Source organism: Sulfurovum indicum, from assembly GCF_014931715.1.
GTDB classification, from domain to species: Bacteria; Campylobacterota; Campylobacteria; order Campylobacterales; family Sulfurovaceae; genus Sulfurovum; species Sulfurovum indicum.
The window spans coordinates 804,388-827,598 of sequence record NZ_CP063164.1; the positions used below are offsets into that span (position 1 = coordinate 804,388).

The 23,211-nt window shown below is 45.8% G+C and carries 21 protein-coding genes; 18 read left to right on the forward strand and 3 right to left on the reverse strand.

Features of this window, described 5'->3' with window-relative positions:
• Positions 1–18 precede the first annotated feature (18 nt).
• From IMZ28_RS04095 to IMZ28_RS04120, 6 genes are all read left to right on the forward strand, one after another.
• The gene (locus IMZ28_RS04095) at positions 19–1,554 is read left to right on the forward strand and encodes an ion transporter (protein ID WP_197549478.1); all 1,536 of its coding nucleotides are present in this window, start codon (positions 19–21) and stop codon (positions 1,552–1,554) included.
• Entirely contained in the window at positions 1,554–2,291 is a 738-nt protein-coding gene (locus tag IMZ28_RS04100; protein ID WP_197549788.1) for a potassium channel family protein, read from the forward strand. Before IMZ28_RS04095 ends, IMZ28_RS04100 begins: the two co-directional genes overlap by 1 nt.
• Positions 2,288–3,175: an NAD(P)H-dependent glycerol-3-phosphate dehydrogenase gene (locus IMZ28_RS04105; protein ID WP_197549479.1), complete on the forward strand. Its 888-nt coding sequence runs from the start codon at positions 2,288–2,290 to the stop codon at positions 3,173–3,175. Before IMZ28_RS04100 ends, IMZ28_RS04105 begins: the two co-directional genes overlap by 4 nt.
• A gap of 38 nt (positions 3,176–3,213) precedes the next feature.
• Positions 3,214–5,013, forward strand: coding sequence for an autotransporter assembly complex protein TamA (locus tag IMZ28_RS04110; RefSeq protein WP_197549480.1), 1,800 nt, complete (start codon positions 3,214–3,216; stop codon positions 5,011–5,013).
• Positions 5,010–8,588 carry a translocation/assembly module TamB domain-containing protein gene (locus IMZ28_RS04115; protein WP_197549481.1) on the forward strand — a complete coding sequence of 1,193 codons (3,579 nt, stop codon included), beginning with the start codon at positions 5,010–5,012 and terminating at the stop codon, positions 8,586–8,588. The genes IMZ28_RS04110 and IMZ28_RS04115 overlap by 4 nt, the downstream gene beginning before the upstream one ends.
• Before the next feature lie 84 nt (positions 8,589–8,672).
• Positions 8,673–9,161: a hypothetical protein gene (locus IMZ28_RS04120; RefSeq protein ID WP_197549482.1), complete on the forward strand. Its 489-nt coding sequence runs from the start codon at positions 8,673–8,675 to the stop codon at positions 9,159–9,161.
• A 13-nt stretch (positions 9,162–9,174) separates the two neighbouring features.
• Here the strand turns inward: IMZ28_RS04120 and nspC are convergent, their stop codons facing one another.
• Positions 9,175–10,314 (reverse strand): carboxynorspermidine decarboxylase, encoded by a 1,140-nt coding sequence (nspC, locus tag IMZ28_RS04125; protein WP_197549483.1) that lies wholly within the window; start codon positions 10,312–10,314, stop codon positions 9,175–9,177.
• A gap of 84 nt (positions 10,315–10,398) precedes the next feature.
• Between nspC and IMZ28_RS04130 the strand changes: the two genes are divergently transcribed.
• The 8 genes from IMZ28_RS04130 (at position 10,399) to IMZ28_RS04165 (ending at position 16,345) form a co-directional block, all read left to right on the forward strand.
• Entirely contained in the window at positions 10,399–10,881 is a 483-nt protein-coding gene (locus IMZ28_RS04130; RefSeq protein WP_197549484.1) for a hypothetical protein, read from the forward strand.
• 109 nt (positions 10,882–10,990) lie between these two features.
• The gene (gene rpmH, locus IMZ28_RS04135; RefSeq protein ID WP_197549485.1) at positions 10,991–11,125 is read left to right on the forward strand and encodes a 50S ribosomal protein L34; all 135 of its coding nucleotides are present in this window, start codon (positions 10,991–10,993) and stop codon (positions 11,123–11,125) included.
• A 31-nt stretch (positions 11,126–11,156) separates the two neighbouring features.
• Complete coding sequence (gene rnpA / locus IMZ28_RS04140; RefSeq protein WP_197549789.1) at positions 11,157–11,474, forward strand: ribonuclease P protein component; 318 nt, start codon at positions 11,157–11,159, stop codon at positions 11,472–11,474.
• Between the two features lie 45 nt (positions 11,475–11,519).
• A complete protein-coding gene (yidC, locus tag IMZ28_RS04145) occupies positions 11,520–13,139 on the forward strand; it encodes a membrane protein insertase YidC (protein WP_197549486.1) in 1,620 nt (539 codons plus the stop codon).
• Positions 13,140–13,997 (forward strand): Jag N-terminal domain-containing protein, encoded by an 858-nt coding sequence (locus IMZ28_RS04150; RefSeq protein ID WP_197549487.1) that lies wholly within the window; start codon positions 13,140–13,142, stop codon positions 13,995–13,997. It begins immediately after the preceding gene.
• Positions 13,994–15,334, forward strand: coding sequence for a tRNA uridine-5-carboxymethylaminomethyl(34) synthesis GTPase MnmE (gene mnmE / locus IMZ28_RS04155; RefSeq protein WP_197549488.1), 1,341 nt, complete (start codon positions 13,994–13,996; stop codon positions 15,332–15,334). The genes IMZ28_RS04150 and mnmE overlap by 4 nt, the downstream gene beginning before the upstream one ends.
• Positions 15,312–15,635 (forward strand): SEL1-like repeat protein, encoded by a 324-nt coding sequence (locus IMZ28_RS04160; protein ID WP_232087512.1) that lies wholly within the window; start codon positions 15,312–15,314, stop codon positions 15,633–15,635. The genes mnmE and IMZ28_RS04160 overlap by 23 nt, the downstream gene beginning before the upstream one ends.
• 74 nt (positions 15,636–15,709) lie before the next feature.
• On the forward strand, positions 15,710–16,345 hold the full coding sequence (locus IMZ28_RS04165) for a peptidase associated/transthyretin-like domain-containing protein (RefSeq protein WP_197549490.1): 636 nt from the start codon (positions 15,710–15,712) through the stop codon (positions 16,343–16,345).
• Between the two features lie 106 nt (positions 16,346–16,451).
• On the opposite strand, the gene IMZ28_RS04170 is transcribed toward IMZ28_RS04165, so the two are convergent.
• Positions 16,452–17,132, reverse strand: a complete 681-nt coding sequence (locus IMZ28_RS04170) for a dUTP diphosphatase (RefSeq protein ID WP_197549491.1) — start codon at positions 17,130–17,132, stop codon at positions 16,452–16,454.
• A 131-nt stretch (positions 17,133–17,263) separates the two neighbouring features.
• On the opposite strand from IMZ28_RS04170, the gene purL reads away from it, so the two are divergent.
• From purL to IMZ28_RS04185, 3 genes are all read left to right on the forward strand, one after another.
• Positions 17,264–19,486 (forward strand): phosphoribosylformylglycinamidine synthase subunit PurL, encoded by a 2,223-nt coding sequence (gene purL / locus IMZ28_RS04175; RefSeq protein ID WP_197549492.1) that lies wholly within the window; start codon positions 17,264–17,266, stop codon positions 19,484–19,486.
• A 285-nt stretch (positions 19,487–19,771) separates the two neighbouring features.
• Complete coding sequence (purH, locus tag IMZ28_RS04180; protein ID WP_197549493.1) at positions 19,772–21,304, forward strand: bifunctional phosphoribosylaminoimidazolecarboxamide formyltransferase/IMP cyclohydrolase; 1,533 nt, start codon at positions 19,772–19,774, stop codon at positions 21,302–21,304.
• 106 nt (positions 21,305–21,410) lie between these two features.
• Entirely contained in the window at positions 21,411–21,746 is a 336-nt protein-coding gene (locus IMZ28_RS04185) for a DsrE family protein (RefSeq protein ID WP_197549494.1), read from the forward strand.
• Positions 21,747–21,835: 89 nt separating this feature from the next.
• Here the strand turns inward: IMZ28_RS04185 and IMZ28_RS04190 are convergent, their stop codons facing one another.
• On the reverse strand, positions 21,836–22,621 hold the full coding sequence (locus IMZ28_RS04190) for a TrmH family RNA methyltransferase (protein WP_197549495.1): 786 nt from the start codon (positions 22,619–22,621) through the stop codon (positions 21,836–21,838).
• Positions 22,622–22,695: 74 nt separating this feature from the next.
• Between IMZ28_RS04190 and IMZ28_RS04195 the strand changes: the two genes are divergently transcribed.
• Positions 22,696–23,097 (forward strand): rhodanese-like domain-containing protein, encoded by a 402-nt coding sequence (locus IMZ28_RS04195; protein WP_197549496.1) that lies wholly within the window; start codon positions 22,696–22,698, stop codon positions 23,095–23,097.
• Positions 23,098–23,211: the final 114 nt, after the last annotated feature.

Here is a 23,211-nt window from a genome sequence, read left to right on the forward strand (position 1 = left end):
TTAAAGGAGAAACGGGAAATGAACGATACGATACTCTCCATTGCCCGTTTTTTACACAGCTCCAGGCGTTACCGGAAGACAAAGTCCGCTATACGCGACATTCTCAACAACCCAAACAATGAAAAGAAGAAGTATTTTGATCTGACCATTATCTTTCTCATAGTTACCTCTGTATTCATTCTGGTCTATGAAGTGAAGCATCCGGTACCTGTATGGCTGGACTACTATGACATCTATTTCGTCTCTGTGGTCTTTGCTATTGAGTATCTGTTGCGTCTATGGGTACACAATGATCTCTCAGAAGCGGTATTGAGCGAATACTACGATTCGAAGTTTCTTGACAAACCTTTTAAAATAGCAAGACCTCTCAGGAAAGTACTGCTGGAGAAGTTCAGATATATGCTCACCCCATCGGCGATCATCGATCTGCTGGCGATCTTTCCCGCATACAGACCGATCAGAGTGCTGCGCATCTTTGTACTCTTCAGGGTATTGAAGCTGCTGCGTTATGCCAGGAGTATCAATCAGTTTGTAGAGGTATTGAGAAACAAACAGTTCGAGCTCTATACACTTCTTTTTCTGCTCGCATTCATTGTGATTACCGCCGGGATCGCCATCTATGTTCTCGAAGAGAAGGTCAATCCGAATATCAATTCGCTCTTTGATGCGCTCTACTGGTCTCTCGTAACCATCTCGACAGTAGGGTTCGGTGATATTTCGCCTGTTACTCCGGAAGGAAGAAGTATTTCGATGATCATTATTATCAGCGGAATAGCGATGATCTCCTTTGCGACTTCGGTGATTGTCTCCGCTTTCTCTGAAAGGCTCAATGAGGTCAAAGAGATGCGAACTATTGAACGGATCAACAAGAGTGAGTCGTTCCTGGTCATTTGCGGTTACGGACAGATGACGAAAATGTTCCTGCGGCAGGGTGATCCTGCGAAGAACGGCTACATTATTTTGGAAAAAGATCGTGAGCGTGTGGAAGAGGCAAGGAAAGACGGGTTTGATGTGATCCATGAAGATGCTAGCCGCACTGAAGTACTCAAACGTTTCAATACGGAATATGCAAAGATCACACTGCTGTGTCTGACAGCCAGTGATGTGGAGAATATCTATATTACGCTCACGGCAAAATCTATTTCAAAAAAGATCCAGGTGATCGCCAGAGCCAGTCACCAGAATATGGTCAGAAAGTTCGAATATGCCGGCGCGAACCACATTTTACTGCCGCATGAAGTGGTCAACAATATGATCCATATCGCGATTACCCAGCCTACGATGTATAAAGCACTGCATGCCGTATTGACCGGGAAAGAGTCGGCACAGATCTATGAGATCCATATGAATGCCTATGGTTCCCTGGTGGAAAAAACGGTAGAGGATCTGGCATTCAGGGAGTTCAAACTGCTCTTTCTTGGTATTCACCGAAAGGGCGAATTCTTCTTTAATCCACCCAAAGAGACCCGTCTGGAGGCACATGATGTGCTTTTGGTCATTGGCAGAAAGATCAGTCTGGATCATTTTAGAGAGAGAAACAGAGGAGTGGGGTGATGCCGTCAAAAAAGATCCTTCTATTCGGATACGGGCACCATGGAAAATATATTGCCAAAGGACTGCTTGAAGACGGATATGTGCTTAAAGTAGCAGAGCAGAATGAAACATTCTATCAGAATGCGCTTGAGGATGGTTTCAAGGAGAGTGTTCTGATAGATATGAGTAAAGATGAGGAGCTTGTTGCGCTCGATCCGGAAAGTTACGATAAACTGGTCTGTGTGATGGATGATGAACACTATAATGTCTTTATTACACTCTCTTTGACCTCGCTGTTCCCCGACCTCTATATCGTGGCGATCTCCGACTCCATCCATACGACCGGCAAACTCAAGCTGGCCGGTGCAAAAAAGGTGATCGATCTTTATGAAGTGAGTGCCAACCGTATCCATAATATTCTTAAACGTCCCATCACCACACAGCTGATGAAAGATTTTATTATGAGCAAAGAGGGGATCAGTTTCATGGAGATGGAGATCCCGGAAGGGTCATTCCTTAACGGCAGGAAACTTGAAGAGGTGAATTTCTCCTCTTATGATGTTTTGCTGGTAGGTATGGTCGATATGGAACTTGGCAGAGGCTTTGAATTTGTCACAGCAGGACATGAACACCAGCTTGACAGCGGTGATATCATCGTCTGTATGGGAGAGATGGAGAAGCTGCGTATCTTTAAGAAGATCATAGGAAGGAAAGAACCTGATAGAGGTGATCAAGATAAAAAGGAGCATACGTCATGAAGATGGCAGTTATTGGGGCAGGCAAGTGGGGACAGGCATTGTATCATGCCTTTTCGCAGAAGAATGATGTAGTAATACACTCCAGAACACCCAGAGAGATCGAAAATTTTGTCTCTCTGGATGAGGCGCTTTCAAGAGAGTATCAGGTCATGGCGATCCCTGCACAGTTCGTCAGAAGCTGGCTTGAGAAGTATTTTGAGGATAGAGGACAGAAGATACTGGTCGCAGCCAAAGGGATAGAGACCGCTACAGGAGCATTTCTCAATGATATCTACGGGGAGTTCGTTCCCCAGCAGAGACTTGCCTATATCTCCGGACCCTCTTTCGCTGCGGAAGTGGTTCAGTCTCTGCCTACTGCATTGATGATTAGTTCTGTTAACCTGGAACTGGCACGGACTTTTTCCGATGCACTCCCTAACTATATCAAAGGGTATATAAGTGATGATATCATAGGTGCAGAGGTTTCGGGTGCATACAAGAATGTCATTGCGATCGCCAGTGGTGTCTGTGACGGCTTGGGGCTGGGCAACAATGCCAGGGCTGCACTTATCTCGCGCGGTCTGGTGGAGATGACACGCTTTGGAGAGGCATTCGGTGCGCACAGCGAAACGTTTCTCTCTCTGGGCGGTGCCGGCGATCTTTTCCTGACGGCAAGCTCAACTCTCTCCCGTAACTACCGTGTAGGACTCGGTCTTGCAAAAGGGAAGAAGATGGATGAGATCCTCAAAGAGCTGGGCGAAGTGGCAGAAGGAGTGGGGACCTCAAAAGCCCTGCAGAAGATCGCAGAGAAAAAAGGTATCTACCTCCCTATTGCCTCAGAGGTCTATGCGATGATCGAAAAGGGGAAAGACCCCCGGCAGAGCGTCAGAGATCTTCTGGGATAACTTTTTACGCTACAATAGGTGTTTTAAGAGAAAGGCTAATGGTTTTGAAACACTTGTTTTTACTTCTGCTTCTTTGTACTCTCCTTTTGGCTGACGGGAACGTCACGGAGGGAGAGGGTGTGGAGACGAACAGTTCCCGGAAGAGTGTACTCTCTGTCAAAAAGATATCTATCAAAGGGGTCAAGGCATTCGAACTCTCTGATCTCTATGAGGCATTGAGCATCGAGTACCCCGGTTTCTTTCAATTCTGGAAAGAGAAGAAAGCGACGATACGCCAGAGGCTTGTTCCGACACTTCCTTTGGCCCTGCGCAGTTTTTATGATTCGGAAGGGTACTATGATGCACGGTTCGAGATAAAAGAGAGTGCTTCAGTCGTGAATGTAAAGATAGAAGAGGGGAAGCCTGTCAGGGTCAGAGATATCAACATCAGCAGCGATTTTGATATCTCCGGTCTGGTAACATTTGAAAAAGGGGAAAGATTCCGCAGCAAAAAATTCATCACCCTTAAAAGCCGGATCACAGAGGCGCTGCTCAAAGAGGGATACTGCAGTTATGACCTTGACAGTAAAGCCTTTGTCGACCTTGAAGAGCACAGGGTCGATATACGTTTTTTACTGAATAAAGGCGGTCTCTGTACCTTCGGTGATGTGACGGTCAAAGGGCTGAAGCGTATCGATGAAAAGATCGTCAGCAGCCGGGTGAGTGCCAAGAAAGGATCACGCTTCAGTACAAAAGCGGTACAGAGCAGTTACGCAGCGATCTACGGGCTTCACTCATTTGATTCGGTACTGATCAGTATCGATAGAAAGTTCTATAATGTCGTACCTGTGGATATTACGGTACAGGAGATGAGCAAACCGTATCATGTTGAAGCAGGTGCCGGGTACGATACCTATGTCGGTTCACGGGTTCACGGTACTTTTGTCAAACACAACTTTTTTGGAAATGCGCAACAGTTGGGCATCAGGGGTTCCTGGTCTGCACTGGAACAGCTGGGGATCGTCGATTTTTACAAACCGCTCCTGCTCGATCTTGATGGTTTCGGTATCGATCTGGGTATAAGTACAGGATATTCAAATCTGGAGTTTGAAGGTTTTCGTGAGAGAAAAAGCTTTATGAAAGCCTTTCTGAAACATGAGAGTGATAAGCTCACACTGAGCGGCGGCCTCTCATATGAAGCGATAGATATCTCGGAAGTGAATAATGGAGTGAGGCGTTTGCCGGATGATGCATACGATACCTTCCTTCTTCTCTATCCCTATTTCAGCATTGTCTATGATGCAAGAGATTCCAGGCTCAATCCCAGAGAGGGGTATTATCTCTCTGCCTATACGGAGTACGGGATCCCGGCTGATGCTGATTCAAGTCTTTATCTGAAGACACTCTTTGAGGCACGCGGTGTCTACAGCGTATCGGACCTGACCATGGCAGCGGTCGGAAAGATCGGTTCGATCGATATGCAGGAGGAGTCCCCCCACGGTATCCCTGAGTCGAAAAAGTTCTTTGGCGGCGGGGCCTACTCCAACCGTGCCTACGGATATCGTGAGCTGGGGGTGATCGTTTCACCCACAGAGTATCTTGTCAGTGGTGCAATGAGTATGGTGAACCTCTCTTTTGAAATGGACTATCCTCTCTGGGGCGATCTCTCTGCAGCACTCTTCACGGACAATACGATGCTGACAGCAGGGAGTTATGATTTTTCCGGAGAGATCATCACTTCTGCAGGGGTGGGTATACGCTATATGACACCGGTGGGTCCTTTCAAGCTTGATATCGGTTTCAATGTGGACGATCCCTCTTTCTACGGTGTCTCATTTCAGGTAGGACAGTCATTTTGAAGAAGTTTTTTTACGGATCACTACTTCTCTTCGTTATCCTGATAACGGCTGTAGTGGTCGCCGGAAACTCTTCATCTGTTATCAAAAAAGCAGCAGACACCTTTGCTCCCGGGTATCATATCACTTATGAAGATATCTCCGGGAATATTTTTACCGGTGTAAGGATAAAGGGGATTAAGTATGCCGACAGACCTCTTGTCAGGGAGATCCGGTTTTTATGGAACCCTTCAGGTATTCTCTATAAGCGTCTTTCCATCAATGAGGTCAGCGCTGAAGAGGTTGATATCGATACACTCAGGGCGCTGGTCGCATCGTTTCGTAAAAACGGGGAGCAAGCTAGTGCTTCGCCGTTTCCGTTTGCAGTGACAGCAGGCAGGGTACATGTCACGCTAAATCCTTTTGTCGAACAGGGGATCAGGATAGAAAAAACGCTTCTGGATGCTGAAGATCTTCTCTACTCTGCCGATAAAGTGGAGGCAGGTGATCTGAAACTGCAGCTGGATACCAATGTAACAAAACTGAAACTGCATGCAGGTTTGAAAGAGGGAAAGGTAACACTCAAGAGATTGACTCTCGATGAGACAGATCCGGAGATACTGCAGAAGATGTTTCTGTTGCAGGAGGGCAGAACGGCAGCCAAAGCTCCTTCCGAAACTCGACTGAAAACAACAAGGGAACACTCCAACCCTCTGATCCCGAAAGAAGCAGATGTACACTATTTCAGCGCAGCACTGAAGCCCGGAAGATATTCTGCCGCAACGATAGAGAATCTTAAAATAACGGTTGAGGGCCTGAGTGCGGATATTGTAAAGCTCCTGAAAAAGAGAGAAGGTGCATTCAGCATCGATCGTTATGCGCTTGAGCTTAAAAGTGATGCAGGCAGGATCGATATAGAGGGGAGCCTGAAAAGTGATACAGCTACCCTGAACAGGGTCAATATGAGCAGGCTCGATACCCTGGTACTGAAGGCGCTGTTCCTGCCAAAGAGCAATGAAAGCAGTACAGACAGCAAGCCGGAAGCTGCAGTCGAAGAAGAGAGAGCAAAAGAGGGTAACAGAACGAAACCGCAGAAGATGAACCCTTTTATTCCTAAAAAAATCCTGCTCAAGTCCCTGCATGCCGATATCATGCCGGTCACCTTCGAGCCTGTGCATATTTTGGCATTTGCACTGGATGCCGGGAAAGTGAAGTTTGATGTGGAGAACCTTCTTGTGGAAGAAGGGATGATAAACCTCAAAGGAAAGACGAATCTTACCAGCTTTACGGAAAGCGGTAAAATAGAGAACAATCATATAGAAGGGCACCTGGTACTCACCCCCAACCAGCGCCTTTTTGATCTTTACAAAATACCGTTGCGAAAAAAGGCTGTAGGAAACATAGATATCGATTTCGCTGCCTCGAAAGAGAAGGTCACGGTAAACCTGAAGGCCAAAGCAAAAAATATTATGCTCGCAAAAGGTGATGCCAACCAGAGCAGAGAATTCAATATCGATATTGATTCATTAAAGAGCCGTGCAGTCTATCGGTTCAAAGAGCGGAGACTCAATGCCGATACACAGATGAGGATCTCCACACCGTATATCAAGGATATCCTGGTTACAAACCGGTTTGTGATGGATGAAAAGATCAGTTACGAAGGAGAAGTGAAGGCGGGAGAGTTCGCCGGTCTGGACAGCAGACTGCTAAAAGAGGTCGCCAACCTGCATATTGACTACAGTGGAGATCTGCAGACTCTCAAGGCCCATATAGATACAGAAGGGCTGAAAGGCAGTTTCAATGTAGAAGACTTTAGAAAGAAAGGTCTCTTCCGTCTGGAGACAAAAGATGCCATTGCTCTCGGGGAACTGGTCTCGCTTCCTGCCGAGCTTAATGCCACCAGGGTCAATGCTGTGATTGATATACCACTTAATTTTGCCAGACTGATACCTCTCTCAGGTAAAGTGAATATCATTTCCAATGTTGCCAATATCGATGCCGATGTGCACTATGACAAGATCATTACACTCAAAGCGACAGCAACTCTGCCGAAAAAGTCGCTGCTGAGAGATCTTGATGAAAATATCCGTTGGGATGCAGTAAGTCCACTAGTCTCCTCTGTAAAAATAGGGAAGCGTGATGTGACTGCAACACTTAAGTCGGACAAACTTTCTGCCGAAGTGCAGGTGAAAACGCATAAGAAAACGGTAGAGGGGAGAATGGAACTTGCCGGCCTCAGGACCACTCTGAATGGGAAGATCGGTGGGGATATGCTCATTCAAAGCGAGGTCAATTCGTTCAAAACCCTGTTGGAAACAGCCAGTCAGTTCTATACGGTCACAGATATGCCAAACGTAGAGGGAAAACTGAGTCTCTCCTTGTCTGTCAGGAAAACAATGGAAGCGCTACTGGAGATTAACGCACCTCAAGTGCTCTACCGTTCAGACAGAAAAACTGAACACAGAATCGATGATGTGAAGGTGGTCCTGAGAAAAAAAGGTCCGAAGATCGAATTAAGCTCTTACCGGTTTACCTACAATACAATGAAGTTCTTTGCCAAGAAACCTTCTGTCGTCAGCTTTGACAAAGAGATGATCACGATCGCACAGCTGTGGTTGAACGATCAGCTGAAAGTGACTGGAGAACTCAATGGCAAAACGATGCAGGGCAAAGTTTTGGCAGAGGCGGAGAAGTTCCGTTTTTCGCATGAGATGATCGATCTTGACAGCAGGATCAGTATTGAGAGCAGGCTGGACGGGAATCTAACCGACATCAGGGGAAAGATAACACTCCTTGGAGGGGATATCCATTATGATCTGGCTGCCAGGTCCTACCCGAGTGACAGTGATATAGTGATAGTACAGGAGATGAAGAAAAAAGAGCCGAATCCTTTGATGGACAACCTGACTCTTCAGCTGCAGATCGATACACAAAAACCGTTGGTCTACAGGGAAGGGCCGGTTGATGTAAAAGCCAGTGCGGATCTTGTTGTACACAAATCGGTCATGTCCGATCCGCTTGTTATCGGTTCGATAGACTTGGTTGATGGCGGAAGCTACCTTTTTCAGGGCAAAAAATTCATTCTCGAACAGAGCCATATCTATCTGACAGGCGATCCTTCAAAACCGATACTTGATATTACCGTCAAATACCAGTCTCTGCGCCATCTGATCAGAGTACATATAACGGGGACGCCAGCAATACCGAATATACTTTTCTCTTCTGTACCAAGCCTGAGCAAGGAGCAGATCCTCTCTCTTCTTCTTTTTGATTCCGAAGAGGCTGCTGCTGCGAATAATGCCGGTGACATGATGAAGATGATGGGGGGAGCCATGGCAAAGTCGGCACTGAATGATCTCGGGGTCAAGCTTGACCACCTGGTGATTGGGGAAGGAAACAGTGTGGAAGTGGGAAAAAAACTGAATGACAGGACAACAGTGATCTATATTAACGGGGAGATACCGAAGATAGAGGTGAAGTATAAATACAGCCCAAGTATAGATGTAGTAGTGGGAGCAAGCGAAAAATCCGAGTCACTGGATGTGGTCTACAAAAAAGACTTCAATACAGATAGTGATATTGTCATCCAGGGAAGATAGAAGAGTGTAGAGGGTTTCATCTCAATATTTATAATTATATGATAGTATTACCTTACTATATAAAAAGGAAATATGGGAACTGATATGATCATTAGTGAGGAAAAGAACACGAACAGAGATTTAGAGATCATCTTTGAAGCAAAAGAGTTCTGTATCTATGCCGCAGTATTCGATGCAATGTATGCTGTTGTCGAGACTATGCTCTACAAGATGAAAAAAAATGAACAGAAGCCTTTTCTTGTCATTTTGGTAAGTGCGCAGGCCGATAATCTTGAACATATACTGCTGGAGCAGAAACGTCCGTCAGATATCCTGGTAAAGATCGATATGCTGGATGATCACTATGCACTGATCTGTCAGGATACCAAAGTTGACGGAGGATTCCATTTCTCTGAGCGTCTGATGCGCTACCTGAAAACGAGTTTTGCAAATGATATCTATTTTGCAGTTATGGATATACGGTCAGCACACTATACATCCAAAGAGATCATCTTTGAGATGCTGGAACTTTTCTGTAATGCAAAAGCTCAGGAGAAGAGCGGAGAAGTGGTATTGCGCTCCCTGAAACGCTGAAAGAGAGTCAATATCAGGAGAGTCTGTTCTTGAAATCCTCATAACCGAATTCTCTGAGGACCTCTATATGTCCACTCTTTCTCTCTATGGCAATGCTTGGCAGTTTGATACCGTTGAAAGTGGTCGCTTTGACCATCGTGTAGTGCATCTGATCCTCAAAAATAATCCTGTCGCCAATCTGCAGCGGCGTATCAAAGCTGTAGTCCCCCATGATATCTCCGGCCAGGCAGGTATTGCCTCCCAGACGGTAAGTATGGGCTTTCTCTCCTGCCTCTCCCGCACCTCTGACCTCTGCACGGTAGGGCATGATGATGGTATCAGGCATATGGGCTTCGGCTGAAGTATCAAGGATAGCGATATCGATACCGTTATGGACGATATCCAGTACTGTTGCAATGAGCGGTCCGGTTTCCCAGCCGATCGCTTCCCCGGGTTCGAGGTAGACCTCTACTCGGTACTTGGCTTTGAAACCGTTAATAAGGTCGATGAGCTTTTCCACATTGTAGTCTTTGCGTGTAATATGATGTCCGCCTCCGAAGTTGATCCATTTCATCTGAGGGATATACTCTCCGAATTTCTCTTCAAAATTCTGAAGTACAGCTTCAAGTGCACTGCTGTCCTGTTCACAGAGTGCATGGAAATGTAGGCCGTCAAGTTTGTCAAGGAGAGTTTCATCAAAGTTTTCCAGTGTTGTACCCAGTCTGGAGTAAAGACCGCAGGGATTGTATATCTCTTTGGGAGAGGCGGAGTATTCTGGATTGACCCTGAGTCCCAGTGAGAGTTCCGGGTTGGTTCTTTTTGCCAAAGCGGCAAAACGTTTGAACTGTGCAGGTGAATTAAAGACCATATGGTGGGAAAGCGAAGCGATCTCTTCTATCTCCTCCTCTTTGTAGGCAGGTGCATAGGTATGCACCTCTTTGCCGAACTCCTCTGCCGCCAGTTTTGCTTCATGCAGACCGCTGGCACAGCAGCCGTCAAGGAAGGGCTGCAGGATATCGAAACTTTTCCAAAGGGCATAGCCTTTGAGTGCGAGCAGTACCCTGGCACCGCTTTTTTTCTTAATTCTTTCAATGATTTTCAGGTTGTCAACGAGCTTTGACTCTTCAAGCAGCCAGCAAGGTGATGGCAGGATTTCAAGATTTTTTTTATGCATAGCGAATTATAACAGCCAAAGCTAAAGGGAACCTCTAAATATTTTGCTATAATTATCCAATATACTTTTAAAGAATGGGAGATAATGATGATCGTACGGGAAAATGAAATGTACGGAAAAGATGTCAGATTCACAGGAAATGATATTTCTCTGGCAGCAACAATGCTGGATAAACTCTCTACAACCATTGAAATCATCTACTACCTGATGAACCGCAGAGAGGAGCGTTCGTTTGTTGTCATGCTGATCTCTTCAGACGAGTTTGATGTGGGAAAGATCGTTAAAGAGCAGAAACGTAATACCGATATTCTTTTCAAACTGGATGAAGAGAGGTCCATTTATGCGATCATCTGTCAGGATACCAAGATAGACGGGGGATATCGTTTTGCAGAAAGGGTTATGCATCATCTCAGAGAGAATGAAGTGAAAGAGCCATACTGTGTGGAGCTGGAAATACGCAATACGACCTACGATATTAAATATATTATTTTCAAACTGATCGAGATCTATATTGAGACAAAAGAGAATAAACGGAGCAATGAGATCGTCTTTAAGTCACTTCACTGACCAAAGTTGGCATTTGTCCGGAATAATTAGAATATCTTAAGACGTTTTTAGGTAAAATCGCGTCCAAATATACCCACAGTCGTGGGAAAACAGATGAAGGATCTTTAAGATGAAAAGAACATACCAACCACACAACACACCAAGAAAAAGAACACACGGTTTCAGAACAAGAATGAAAACAAAGAACGGAAGAAAAGTGATCGCTGCAAGAAGAGCAAAAGGCAGAAAGAGATTGGCGGTATAATCCCATCGCTAAGATTAAACATTTTACTCGCATAAAGACCAGTAAAGAGTTTAACGGAGTCTACAAACACTCCACCAAAGTCTGGCATACACCCTTCTTTGTACTCTTTTATAAGAGATCGGACGAATATAAAGTCGGGTTCGTAGCCAGTAAAAAAATAGGAAATGCAGTTCACAGAAATAGAGCAAAGCGTTTGCTTAGAGCACATTTCATTGAAAATATCGACCGACTCAAAAGCGGATCGTATGTTTTGGTTGCAAAACCGGCTCTTTTGAATGAAAGCTACTCAGGGACTCGCAAAGCCTATCTCCTCGCACTCAAGAAGTGTACTGCATTAAAACAAATTTAACACAGTTAAGACTATACTATCGTTTATTGATACAAAGGTACTATTTTGGAACAACAAGATTTAAACAAACGACTGCTTCTAGCCCTTGCTCTTTCATTTCTCGTATTTGTAGGTTACAGCTATCTTTTCCCGCCGCAGATCTCCCAGCCTGTTGCCGAACAGAATGTAAGTACCAATGCCGCACCTGCTCCTGCAGCCAATAAAGCGACACCGGGTGTGAATACGCCTGCAGCACAGCAAACAGCTAAGAAAGCACCGGTTACGACCGCTTCGGGCACCAATCTGGTAACGGTTGTCTCCGATATATTCAAAATGAGCATTGATAAACTGGGGCGTATTGCACAGTTTGAACTTCTTGAAGAGAAGTACCGAAATGAAGAGGGGCACAATCTGCAGATCCTTGGAGCGAATGAAGCGAAACCGCTCGAGATACGTTTTGCCGATGCAAAACTGAATGAAGAGGCCTTCAAAACACCATATACCGCTTCGTCCACGGGAACACTTGATGCCAAGAGCGGAGCAGTAACACTCACCATGACACAGAAGCTCTCTGCTGTGACTGTTACAAAAACTCTGACCATCCAGCCGACCGGTGCCTATACGATAAAAGTGAGCACTTCCGCTGACGTACCTTATTTCATTACGCCAGGACACAGACCTATGGCCGACACTTCGATGTATATGCTTGTCAGAGGGGTCCTGATCAAAGGACCTGACGGGGTTATCACAACAATAGAAGACGGCGATGCCAAGGGGGATGAGGTTGTAAAAAATGCAAAGATCGCTTCAGCGTTCGACCGTTATGTTGCAACCATGTTCTATGACTTTGAGAAAGGGATGAATGTTTCTGTTCTCAAAGAAGAGAATGGCAATCCCCTGATCTTTGTTGAGGGGAGACAGAATCTTCAGCTTGGCGGGTATATCGGACCAAAAGAGTATAAGATCCTTAAGGCGATCAACCCTGAACTGACCGATGCAATCGAGTTTGGATGGTTCACTTTTCTCTCTTACCCGTTCTTTAAAGTGCTGCTCTGGATCAATGATATGGTCGGGAACTGGGGATGGACGATCATTCTCTTTACGCTGCTTGTGAAGCTGGTCCTCTTCCCTCTCTCATACAAGGGAATGATGTCTATGCAGAAACTCAAGGATCTTGCACCGAAGATGAAAGAGCTTAAAGATAAATACAAAGGTGATCCGGCCAAGCTCAACATGAAAATGATGGAGCTTTACAAGAAGCATGGAGCCAACCCAATGGGCGGTTGTCTGCCGCTGCTGCTTCAGATCCCTGTCTTCTTTGCGCTTTACCGTGTTCTGCTCAATGCAGATGAGCTTCAGGGAGCAGCGTGGATACCGGCTTGGATCGACAACCTTGCAGCAGCAGACCCTTACTATATACTCCCGGTCCTGATGGGTATCTCTATGTGGTTCCAGCAGAAGATTACACCGAACAACTTCACTGATCCGCTTCAGGAAAAGATCTTCCAGTGGTTCCCGGTGATCATGGCTCTGATGTTCATCATTATGCCTTTCCCGTCAGGTCTGGTACTCTACTGGGTGGTCAACAACATCTTCACGATCGGTCAGCAGTATGTGATCAACAATGCCTATAAGAAACAAAAAGCTGCTGCAGCTGCAGCGCACAAAAAAGGGAAGGAGAGTTAAATGACGAAGGTTGAAGCACCTACCCTTGAAGAGGCGTATGAGCTTGCTGCAACACAACTCTCCTGCTCTGTGACCGAACTTCAGTATGAAGTGATACAGTATCCATCCAAAGGGATTCTGGGGCTTTTCAAAAAAAAGGCCATTATCGTAGCGACAACAAAAAATATCCCGGTATCTTCTGCCGTACCTTCGGAGGATCCCTCGCTGAATGAAGCGACACTCGAAGAGGAGGTGGCTTCAGAGATCCTCTCCACACTCAAAGAGGAGACTCCGCAGGAGGAAGATACAGAGAGAAAAGAGCGTGCGGAAGAGAAGGTCAAAGTAGCACATGATGCCATTGTGGAAAGTTTCTTCGAAGCAGATACCCATACAGAAGATGAGGTACCTTTTGTCGATCAGGCACTGGCACTCAGCATTGAGGAGAGTCTCAAAGCACTCTTTGACGTCTCCTGTTTTGATATCGATGTTGTAGAGGTGGATGTGGTCGAGAATACGGCCCTGATCTTTATTGACGGAGAGGATGCGGCACTGCTTATCGGAAAAGAGGGGTACCGCTACAATGCGCTCTCCTACATGATTTTCAACTGGCTGCATACAAAATATCAGCTTTACATCAAACTGGAGATCGCAGAATTCCTTACCTCTCAGCAGGAGATGATACGAAACTATATTCAACCGGTCATTGAGAATGTAGAGAGATACGGTAAAGGGAAGACCCGGTTCCTTGACGGTATTCTGGTACAGATCGCACTTGAACAGCTGCGTGAAGCCTTTCCTGACAAATATGTCGCGGTAAAAACCGGAAAATCGGGTAAGAAATTCGTTGTAATAAACGAATTCCATACAAAAGCCCCATGACTGATACCATTACTGCTATTGCAACTGCCCACGGTGTCTCCTCTATCTCCATTATCAGAGTGAGCGGCAAAGACTCTTTGGCTGTTGCAGAACAGATCTCGAAAAAAAACGGGATCAAACCGCGATATGCACATCTTACCTCCCTTTATAACCAGCACAATGAACTGATAGACCAGGCGATCATGATCTACTTTGCGGCACCCTACAGTTTTACCGGAGAGGATGTTGTTGAGTTCCAGTGCCATGGAGGAATGATCGTGGCACAGGAGATACTTGATACCATACTTGCATCAGGTGTACGACTGGCCGAGCCCGGTGAGTTTTCCAAACGCGCATTTTTGAACGGGAAGATAGACCTGACCGAAGCGGAAGCGATCTCCAGACTGATAGAGGCAAAAAGTGTTGATGCCGCGAAGATACTTGCCAAACAGATGAAGGGCGAGCTCAAAGATTTTGTAGAAGAGAGCAGAGAGGCACTGCTTCGTTCTCTGGCCTATTCGGAAGTGATGATCGATTATGCCGAAGAGGATATCCCGGATGATATCATGACAAGTATTCTATCGCAGCTGGATGGACTGACAGAAAAGATAGAACAGGTTGTTGAAGCAAGTCACAGAAGACGCGGACTGATAGAGGGATTCAAGGTAGCGATCATCGGAAAACCCAATGTCGGCAAGAGTTCGCTGCTTAATGCACTGCTCTCCTATGAGAGGGCGATCGTCAGTGATATCGCGGGAACGACACGGGATACGATAGAAGAGCAGGTGCGCATCGGTTCACACATTATCCGTCTTGTCGATACGGCAGGTATCAGAGAATCGGATGATACTATAGAGAAGATAGGTATTGAGCGTTCGATGAGCTCGGTGGAAGATGCCGATGTGCTCATCGCACTCTTTGACGGTTCGCGCCCCTTTGACGGGGAGGATGCGAAGATACTCTCTATCATTGAAGAGGTCGAGGATACACATGTGATCGTGGCGATCAATAAATCTGATCTTGAGAAAAAGCTTGATACTGCTCTTCTGGAAAGATTCGATCCTCTGGAAGTGAGTGCGAAGAAAGGTTTTGTGAAACTGACAGATGCGCTTAAAAAGCTGTTTGATTCCATTGGTGAGGGAGAAGAGCTGATGCTTATCTCAACCCGGCAGATCGAGGCGGTTGAGAGAGCGAAGAACGCTATCATGGAAGCAAAAGAACCGCTTGCAAGAGGGGAGCTTGAGTTCTTCTCCTATCATCTTCAGGAAGCGGTCAAAGCGATCTCTTCGATCTCCAAACCCTATGAGAATGAAGAGATCCTTGACAAGATGTTCGGTGAGTTCTGTTTGGGAAAGTAAGATGCAGGATATTGAGATATATATTTTGGGTGGATTGGCACTCTTTACCCTTTGGTTCATCCGCCATACGATCAATTACTATTATGGTCAGAAGCGCAAGCTCAAACAGCTGCACCGCTTTGCCAAAGAGGGCGACCTGGAGGCACAGCAGCATCTTGCCAAACGTTACCGCAGAGGAGATATGGTGAGAAAAAGCTGTGAGCAGGCTGCATTCTGGTACCAAAGAGCGGCATTTTCGGGCGATGAAGAGGCAAAAGGGTTTTTGCAGCAGTTTTTTGAGAACCATAAAAAGCGGTGCTGATCTGTAATACAGATAGAGGGCACCTAAACTTAATAGTGTATAATATGAAATTATTTTAGCAAGGAAATGAAACGATGAAGAAGAAGTATCTGTTGTTACTGGTATCACTGTTCACTCTATGGTTTACGACCGGATGTGTAGAGAGAGAGCTGCCGTATCTTCCGGGAGAAAGCGGTTATGGTCAGGGATGGGGATCGAGTGAAGATGAAGAGAATATCGATATCTCGGATATTGACCAGAATATGACTGAGAGCGGAGCGATGCTCAGTGAAGAGGCATACAAGGTTCCGCGTATCCCTTTTCCTATGGATGAGTATGTACGCTTGGCAAGAGTGGGAAAAGGAACAGTAAAGGGTCAGATCTACATTACTGACGGATATGGGAAGAAGGTGGTCGGTAAAGCAACAAGACTCTACCTCAATCCGAAAACAAGTTATTCTGATCAATGGTATCAGGAGAGTTATATCGGCGGACAGAAGATGCAGAAAGCCGATGACAGACTCTTCAACTACCTGCGGTTCACCTCTTCGGATGCAAACGGGAACTTCTCTTTTTACGGAGTGCCTTCGGGCAGTTACTACCTGATAGGTACGGTCAGATGCGGTATGGAGTGTGGTTATGATACGCCTAAAAGTATCCGTATCGCCACACTCGTCACGGTAAAAGGGAACCAGGTGGTACAAAAGGACCTTGTCGGACAGATGTACTAAATAGCTGCAATGAACACACTGTAGCAAGCGGTACAGCTCTCAGCAGGTTGTTCTGTCGCCACTGTACACGACAGGCCCAAATTGTGTACTTTTACTTCATGGAGCTTTAGTTTTTCGGGTATGCTTCCTCCAGCTTTCCATAAAGCGCTTCAGGTGTGATCTCCGTATTTTCATCCAGGATGCGCTGCATTGTCACATTGTCTTCTTTACCGTTCCATAGTTTGATGTAGCTTCCCTCTTTGTAGCCGTGGTCCTGTCTGAACTGGTTAAGGATGTTCTTTCCTACATAGAGTTTATAGAGACTGTCCAGGTTAAGCCCGGACTGCATGGCTACTTCAAAGAAGGCTGTAATGAGCGCTTCTGTGGAAGCTCCGCAGAAGAGGATGCGCATCAGCTCCTCCACTACTTCTATCTGTCCGTAATAATTTTTTTCAGTGGCTATGACTTCCGCTCTGAATGTTTCAAAGTTAGGCAGGTTGACGATATTTTCAGCCAGCTCTTCAATGCTTCCCAGTGCGTTTACCTTATAGTCGCTTAGCGCCTGTGACATGATAAAGTGCCAAATATCAACTGCTTCGATCTTGATGTTCTCATAATCAGGCTGGGCATCGATGTTCTTCCAGTGTTTCCACGGATAGCTTTCGATCAGTTCTGCACATTCAAGGTAACTGCAGCGCTTCCAGTCGATCAGTTTTCCGTTCTTGGTAGTACCGTTCTCCCAGCCTTCCCCGTTGGTTGCATCATTGAGCTGCTGCTGAAGCTTGAGCATTTGGAGTATTTTGTTCATCTTTCCACCTCTTTAATCTTTCTATTGGAATGATACCACTAAATGATAAAACTCATTACCCTTTTAGCACTTTTTGAGTAAAATATACCTCTTATTTAATCCGGGTACAACCCCTCAAAAGGACACATTTTATGTCACAACCAGTTGAAAATCTAGATGAAGTGTTAAAGAGTCACAAGCTCAGTAAAGAGGAGTATGAAGATATTCTCCGTATTCTTGACGGGCGTCATCCGAATATCGTAGAGATCGGTATCTTCTCAGCGATGTGGTCAGAGCACTGCTCTTACAAGTCAAGTAAAAAGTACCTGAACGGCTTCCCTACAAAAGCTCCATGGGTTATTCAGGGGCCTGGAGAAAATGCCGGTGTCATTGATATTGGCGAAGGTATGGCTGCGGTCTTTAAAATGGAGAGCCACAACCACCCTTCGTTCATTGAGCCGTTCCAGGGAGCTGCAACCGGTGTCGGAGGAATACTCCGCGATATCTTTACTATGGGTGCCAGACCGGTAGCCAACCTCAATGCACTGCGTTTTGGCAAGGTAAGTGGCAGCGATGAGACAGCCAAGTACCAAAGACATCTGGTCCGCGGTGTGGTAGACGGCATCGGAAGCTACGGTAACTGTATGGGAGTTCCTACCATTGGCGGTGAAGTAAGTTTCGATGAGAGTTACAACGGGAATATTCTTGTCAACGCTTTCTCACTCGGGCTTGTAAAGACCGATGAGATCTTCCTAGGTGTGGCATCAGGTGTGGGCAACCCGGTAATGTATGTCGGTTCCAAAACAGGTCGTGACGGACTTGGAGGAGCGGTGATGAGTTCTGACTCATTTACAGAAGAGTCCAAGTCGCTTCGTCCGACCGTGCAGGTAGGGGATCCGTTCACAGAGAAGCTGTTGCTTGAAGCGTGTCTTGAACTCTTTAAGACCGATGCGATCGTAGGGATCCAGGATATGGGGGCTGCAGGGCTGACCTCTTCTTCATTTGAGATGGCAGGAAAAACAGGTGCAGGTCTGAGAATGGATCTGGATAAAGTACCTGCACGTGAAGAGGGGATGACGCCGTATGACTTTATGCTGTCGGAGTCTCAGGAGCGTATGCTCATCTGTGCGAAAAAAGGAAGAGAACAGGAGATCATTGATATCTTCGAGAAATGGGGACTTGATGTCGCCGTTATCGGAGAGGTGACCGATACAGCCAGAATGGAGCTTTTCTGGCATGGTGAGAAGGTCTGTGACATGCCTATTGCACCGGTCAGTGAGGAGGCACCGGTCCTTGACAGACCTGTAGCGCGTCCTGCATACCTTGACGCAGTGAATGCGAAGTCGGTAGACGACTATGCGAAGGTAGAAGACCAGGAAGCCTATGAAAAGCTTGTTTCTGCACTGGAAGTAGTGGACAAGGCGTGGGTCTATAACCAGTATGACTCAATGGTACAGACCAATACGACCAAGCATCCCGGCAGTCTGGATGCATCATCAATCCGTATTAAGGAGAACGGCAAAGCCCTGGCGATGAGTTCAGACTGTAATCCGCGTTACTGCTACATCGACCCCAAAGGTGGTGCAGCACTCGCAGTAGTGGAATCGGGAAGAAACGTAGCAATGAGCGGTGCCAGACCGCTTTCCATTACAGACTGTCTTAACTACGGCAACCCGGAGAACCCTGAAGTGATGTGGCAGTTCGCACAGGGGTGCGAAGGGATCAAAGAGGCATGTCTTGAACTGAACACACCGGTTGTTTCCGGGAATGTCTCTCTCTATAATGAGACCAACGGTGTTTCTGTATTCCCGACACCTGCCATTGCGATGGTGGGACTCAATGATGACCAGAACAAGGTACTTCCTTCTGCATTCCGAGAAGAGGGGAACAACATTGTGCTTGTCGGTGAGACAAAAGGAGAGTTCGGAGGATCACTCTATATCAAAGAGCTTTACGGAGAGACGGTAGGAAGATTGCCGAGCTTTGACTATAAAAAAGAGCTTGCACTGTGGGAGCTTGTGATCGAAGCGAACAAAAAAGGGCTTCTTGCATCGGCAAAAGATGTGAACCTTGGTGGTATTGCCGTATCACTTTCCAAGATGGCAGCGGTTTCAGGCAAGGGTATCGAAGCGAATGTGATGGTAGAAAACAGCAGAGATATCTTCGATGAATCCCAGACCAGAGCACTGCTTGAAGTAAGTGATGCAAACCTTGATGCACTGCTTGCAATGGCTTCAGAGCTTGGACTCAAGAGTGAGGTCATCGGCAAGATTGGCGGAGAGAAAGTCTCGGTCAACGGTGTTGGGCTTCCGCTTGAAGAGGTGAAGGATCTCTACTTCAATACGTTTGCACGTACGATCGAGCAGGATCTGTAATCGGAAGGGTGTTGTCTCCTGACAACACAGATTCCCCTGTTCCCATATTTGGTATGGGAATGCATATGAGAGTTTAGTGTTTCCTTTCTGCGTTTTCCTGAGGAGAGTGATGACTTCGTCACCGCTTTGCTTCACGAAAGAAAAAGTAGGCAAAAAGCGTCACTTTGCAAGCATACTGATGGTAACTTCGGTGTCTTTCTTCGCAAATATTGGTACCTGCCTGCCCAGTACTCAGTAACACAGAAAACCTAATATAATATCAAAAAAGAAAAAAGTGAGAAAAAAATGAGAGCATTACTAAGTGTAAGTGACAAAACCGGGATCGTTGAGTTCGCTCAGGGATTGGAGAAGCTTGGTTGGGAGATCATCTCTACCGGCGGGACGTACAGAAAGTTGAGTGAAGCAGGGGTAAAAGTCATCGAGATCGACGAGGTGACAAAATTTCCCGAGTGTTTTGAGGGACGTGTAAAGACCCTGAACCCGTATGTGCACGGAGGGATCCTGCATAAGCGCAGTGATGAGGCACATGTCGCCCAGGCCAAAGAACTTGGTGTAGAGGGTATCGACCTTGTCTGTGTGAACCTTTACCCGTTCAAAGAGACTATTGAGAGAACAGATGATTTCGGTGAGATCATTGAGAATATCGATATCGGCGGACCGACGATGGTACGTTCGGCAGCGAAGAACTTCAATGATGTGCTTATCGTGACGGATGTGAATGACTATGATGAAGTATTGAGCGCACTCGAAACGAATGCTGCAAGCCTTGAGTTCAGACGCAATCTGATGATTAAAGCCTTCGAGCATACAGCAGCGTATGACTCTATGATAGCCAACTATATGAACAGACGCTTCAATGACGGTTTCGGTGAGTATCAGTTCATTACAGGAAAGAAAGTATTCCAGACACGTTACGGAGAGAACCCGCACCAAAAAGGTGCCCTCTATGAGTTTGACAAGCACTTTACAGAGAACTTCAAACAGGTTAAAGGTGAGGCAAGCTTCAATAACATCAATGATGTCAACGGTGCACTCAAGATCGCTTCGAGTTTTGGAGATGAGAATGCAGTATGTATCGTAAAACACGGAAACCCGTGCGGATTTGCCATTAAAGAGACGCTTTTGGACTCTTATGTAGAAGCACTCAAGTGTGATCCTGTATCGGCATTTGGCGGTGTAGTAGCGGTCAACGGTATTGTTGACAGAGAACTTGCCGAGAAGATGAACGAGATCTTTCTCGAAGTGGTTATGGCAGCAGACTTCACACCGGAAGCACTGGAAGTGTTTGAGAAGAAGAAACGTCTTAAACTCTTTGCCCAGGGTGGTGAGAAACTGGTTATGAGCAAGGATGCCTACGATTTCAAGCATGTTGACGGAGGATTTGTATTCCAGAATTCCGACTGTATCTGTGACAATGAAGTGCATAATGCACATCTTAAATCCGACAAAGAGGCAACCGAACAGGAGATGAAAGATCTTGAGATCGCATGGAAAGTCGCCGGTCTGACCAAGTCTAACTGTGTTGTCTATGTGAAAAACTCAGCTATGGTAGCGGTCGGTATGGGTATGACAAGCCGTGTAGATGCAGCACAGTGTGCATTGAAAAAAGCCAAAGAGATGGGTCTTGACGTAACCGGTGCTGCGATGGCTTCCGAAGCATTCTTCCCCTTCAGAGACTCGATTGATACGGCAGCAGAGGCCGGTGTCAAGGCGATCATTGAACCGGGAGGATCGATCCGTGATGATGAGGTCATCGAAGCGGCTAATGAGTATGGTATCTCGCTTTATTTTACTACCGTCAGACACTTCCTGCACTAAGAGGTATGTACTTCTTAGTGAGTTATTAATTCACAATTAAAAATTAATAATGACAGCAGGCATTGCCTGGCAATGCTGCTGTTGAATATCTTGTTTTGGAAAATCTATGAATAAACTATTGATTGTCTGGAGCTCTGGTGAACTTGAAGTAGCCAGGAAAATGGTCCTGCTCTATGGATCTGTAATACTCCCGCGAGGCTACTGGGATGAAGCCCATATTATGATATGGGGTCCTTCTGCAAAACTTTTGGCTGAAAATGAAGCACTTTGCGAAACGGTGAAAAAAGTGCAGAAGAGCGGGGTGACATTCTCCTGCTGTATCGTCTGTTCCGATGACTATGGGGTCACGGAAAAACTGGCATCACTGGGAATAGAGATGACCCACACGGGCGAAAGACTGACAGATGCACTGCAGAGTGACTGGAAAGTCATAACATTCTGAACATCAGCTCTATGTTTACCGGTTTTTCGGTACTGTAAAAATATTGATCAGGTTTCTTTCAATGCGGACTGTGACGATGTTTTCTGTGTCTAACATCCACAGGCATGTTTGAATTGGTACATCATGATTGATGCTGCGATCGCTACATTGAAACTTTTGATCCCCTCTTCCATCTCAATGGTCACGACTTCATCACAAAGATCCAGTATATCACTGCTGATACCTAACTGTTCATGTCCCATCAGAAGTACCCACTTTTGCGGGATATTTACTTCTGAAAGCGGTGTTGAGTCTTCTGTGACCTCTGCGGCAAAGATACGGTAGCCCAGTTCTTTGAGCTTTAGAATAGTCTCTTTTATGTCCTTATAACAGTGGTAGTGCAGTTTTCCGATATGTCCCATGGAGACACGTACGGCACGTCTGGCGTAGGGGTGCGGTCCCTGTCTGGGGAGAAGATAGGAGCCTACTCCCAGTGCAGCTGCAGAACGGGCGATGGCCCCAATATTGTCGGCATTGCTTATCTCATCAAGCATAATGATGTGATCATCCAGCTCTTCGAGTCTATTCTCTTTGGGACGTATGGCATGCATCATAACATTATGGTGAAGCCTGTGCCCTACAATCTGTTCAAGTACGGCTTTGGGTGCAATATAGGCTGTCGGGATTATGTGATCCTCCAGAAAATCTTTATGGGTGTCATAATATGCCTGTGTTGCAAAAATACTTTTGACCTCTACACCGGAGCCAATGAGAAGGTTGACCACTTTGGGACTGTCTGCGATGAAGGATCTCTCCTTTGTAAAGGCATTTTCACGCAGTTGCCGGTAGATCTGTACTTCCGGCAGATTGATATCGTCTACTTCAATAAAATTCATAGGGTATTGTACATAAAGTTGTACAAATGTTTACTTCTTTTGGTTACAATGCCTTAAAAATTTAAGGATAAAAAATGAAGAAGATATTATTTGTATTGTTTTTTTTGGCAACATCACTTTTTGCAGAACTGCAGCAGGTGTGGGCAACTCCGGAGTTTTTTGAAAAGAACCCCACAATAAAAGTCATCGATATCAGAACACCTGGCGAATGGAGAGAGACCGGAATCGTCAAAGGGTCTATTCCTATTATGTTCTTTGATGAGAAAGGGCGTTTTGATCTGCCAAAGTTCCTGGATGAGCTCAATAAGGTTGTCAAAAAGGATGAGCCGTTCGCACTCATATGCCGTACGGGAAGCAGAACAACTGAAGTCTCAAAGTTTCTTGCCTACAGACTGGGATACAAAGTCATAAATCTCAAAGGAGGGCTGATGAACCTTATGCGGATGGGATACAGGCCTGTACGTTATTTAAAGTAGATATCTATATAAAAAATTTATTTAAAAAATACTAAACTTGATTGACACAGACTAAACTTTTTTGATATAATACCTCTAAAATTAAAGTTTTATTAAGAAAAATAATTTCAGAGT